This is a genomic window from Pseudomonas sp. NPDC086112, assembly GCF_044746425.1.
Taxonomy (GTDB): Bacteria; Pseudomonadota; Gammaproteobacteria; order Pseudomonadales; family Pseudomonadaceae; genus Aquipseudomonas.
Window position 1 is genome coordinate 1 of the sequence record NZ_JBIVCD010000096.1, and the last position, 2,501, is coordinate 2,501.

General features: G+C 54.4%; 3 protein-coding genes. All 3 read left to right on the forward strand.

Going from position 1 to position 2,501, the window contains the following annotated elements:
- Positions 1-170: 170 nt before the first annotated feature.
- Genes birA through ACIPLA_RS28160 form a run of 3 tightly spaced genes read left to right on the forward strand, consistent with a single transcriptional unit; the run spans position 171 to position 2,317 of the window.
- Positions 171-1,130 carry a bifunctional biotin--[acetyl-CoA-carboxylase] ligase/biotin operon repressor BirA gene (birA, locus tag ACIPLA_RS28150; RefSeq protein WP_218398907.1) on the forward strand — a complete coding sequence of 320 codons (960 nt, stop codon included), beginning with the start codon at positions 171-173 and terminating at the stop codon, positions 1,128-1,130.
- The gene (locus ACIPLA_RS28155) at positions 1,120-1,869 is read left to right on the forward strand and encodes a pantothenate kinase (protein WP_192345264.1); all 750 of its coding nucleotides are present in this window, start codon (positions 1,120-1,122) and stop codon (positions 1,867-1,869) included. Before birA ends, ACIPLA_RS28155 begins: the two co-directional genes overlap by 11 nt.
- Positions 1,870-1,876: 7 nt before the next feature.
- Positions 1,877-2,317, forward strand: coding sequence for a hypothetical protein (locus ACIPLA_RS28160; protein ID WP_192345265.1), 441 nt, complete (start codon positions 1,877-1,879; stop codon positions 2,315-2,317).
- Positions 2,318-2,501 lie beyond the last annotated feature (184 nt).

Below are 2,501 nucleotides of genomic sequence, written 5' to 3' on the forward strand. Positions count from 1 at the left end.
GGTTTCCCCATGTGAGAGTAGGTCATCGTCAAGATTAAATTCCGAAACCCCTATCTGCGTATGCAGGTAGGGGTTTTGTTTTGTCCGCAGGAAAATCTCGCTTGTAGGGTTTCTATGCAACAGCCCGGGGCATGGATATCATGCGGGCCTCATTGTGAGGCGAGACTTGCATGCTGACGTTGTTAAAGCTTCTTAAGGATGGTCGATTCCATTCGGGCCAAGCCCTGGGTGCTGCCTTGGGCGTCAGTCGTAGCGCTGTATGGAAGCAACTTCAGCACCTGGAAGCTGAACTCGGTTTATCCATTCACAAAGTGCGCGGTCGCGGCTATCAATTGGCTGCGCCATTGACACTGCTTGATCCTGCGGAAATAAGCGCGCAGGCGCCTTCTTGTGAGTGGCCCATTCTAGTCTTCGACTCAATTGACTCCACCAACGCTGAAGCGTTGCGCGCTATCGAGCGTGGCCAGCCTGCGCCATTTCTGGTGCTCGCTGAGCGGCAAACGGCCGGTCGTGGACGGCGTGGGCGCAAATGGGTCAGCCCGTTCGCGGAAAACATCTATTACAGTCTGGTGCTGCGTATTGATGGTGGGATGCGGCAGCTGGAGGGCTTGAGTCTTGTTGTCGGGCTTGCCGTAATGCAGGCCTTGCGAGAGCTTGGTGTCTCGGGTGTGGGGTTGAAGTGGCCGAATGATGTTCTGGTGGGTCAGCAAAAGATTGCTGGAATACTGCTCGAGTTGGTGGGGGATCCTGCTGATGTGTGTCACGTGGTGATCGGTGTCGGAATAAATGTGAACATGCAGATGACCGATGAGGTTGATCAGCAATGGACGTCCATGCGCCTCGAGTCGGGTAAGGCAGTTGATCGCAATCATCTGGTTGCGGAGTTAGGGTTGATGCTCCAGGCCTATTTAAATCGCCACCAGGCCGGCGGATTTTCGGCTATCCAGGCGGAGTGGGAGCAAAATCATCTATGGCAGGGGCGGGCGGTATCGTTGATTGCCGGTGTGAGTCAGATAGATGGGGAGGTGCTGGGTATCGATAGTCAGGGTGCCTTGCGCTTGAAGGTGAATGGTGTGGAGAAGGTCTTTAGTGGTGGCGAGCTCAGCCTGAGGTTGCGTGATGATTCTTGAGCTCGATTGTGGAAACAGTTTCATCAAATGGCGTGTGCTCGGCGAGGATGTCCGGCGGGTGATTGGCGAGGGGGTCGTTGATACAGATCTCGCATTGCTGGAGAGCTTGAGAGGGCTCAAGGGGCTCGCTCTCATGCATTGTCGTTTGGTTAGTGTCAGAACCGCCGAAGAAACCAGTGCACTGATTTCTCTGTTGACCGAGGCTTTTGGCGTTTCCGTCGTGTGCGCGGCACCGGCTCGGGAGATGTCCGGGGTTCGAAATGGCTATGAGGAGTTCGAGCGGCTAGGGCTTGATCGCTGGCTTGCAGTGCTCGGAGGATTTCATCTGGCTTCGGGTGCTTGTCTGGTGCTCGACTTTGGTACGGCTGTTACGGCTGACTTTATTGCAGGAGATGGTGAGCATCTCGGTGGATTTATCTGTCCGGGGATGCCTTTGATGCGCAACCAGCTGCGTACCCATACCCGTAGAATTCGCTATGGAGATCTTGCTGCCGAGCGCGCTTTGGAGAGTCTTGTTCCTGGGCGTACAACCGTCGAGGCGGTCGAGCGAGGTTGTTTGCTAATGTTGAGAGGGTTTGTCCTGACTCAGCTAGAGTTGGCGCGCAGCTATTGGGGAGAAGATTTCGCAGTCTTCCTGACTGGAGGGGATGCTGATCTGGTCTCCGAGATTGTGCCCGAGGCCAGGGTGGTTCCAGACCTGGTATTTGTAGGTTTGGCGATGGCGTGTCCCTTGTCCTGAGGTATTTATGCGTTGGTTGTTCCTGCTGTTGCTTGTTCTCAATGTGTTCTATTACGTCTGGCACCAACAGGAGGCTCCGCTTCGCGCGAAGGATGTAACGCCCTTGAGTTTGTATCGCGGCTCGCAGCAGGATATTCGTTTGTTGAGCGAGGCGACGGATACGGCTCGAGACAAAGGAAAATCCACGCAGGCGGATAGCAGTTGTCTCTATCTGGGAGGTTCTGCTCGACAGGACGTCGCCCAGGTAATCGAGCGCCGATTGAATGACATGGATATCAGGTTTCAGTCCTTGCCGAAGGATCTTCCCGAATATGCTGGTTACTGGGTGCGCATAGCCCCGGAAAGCCGGCGTTTGCTGGGTGACTCGCAGTTGCAAAACCTTTCTAAAGAATTCAATGAGTTAAAACATAAAATAATGCCGTGCGAGGGGGTTGCACCCGTCGAATAGTTTGCATAGAATGGCGCCCGCTTCGCAGTGAAGACCTTTAGCGGTCAGCAGTGTGAGGCGAGGTCAACGCAGCTAACCTCAGGTTTTTAATGAGAAAATGCTTGACAGAAGGCTGGCATGATATAGAATGCCGGCTCGCTTAGGAGGGGTTCCCGAGCGGCCAAAGGGATCAGACTGTAAATCT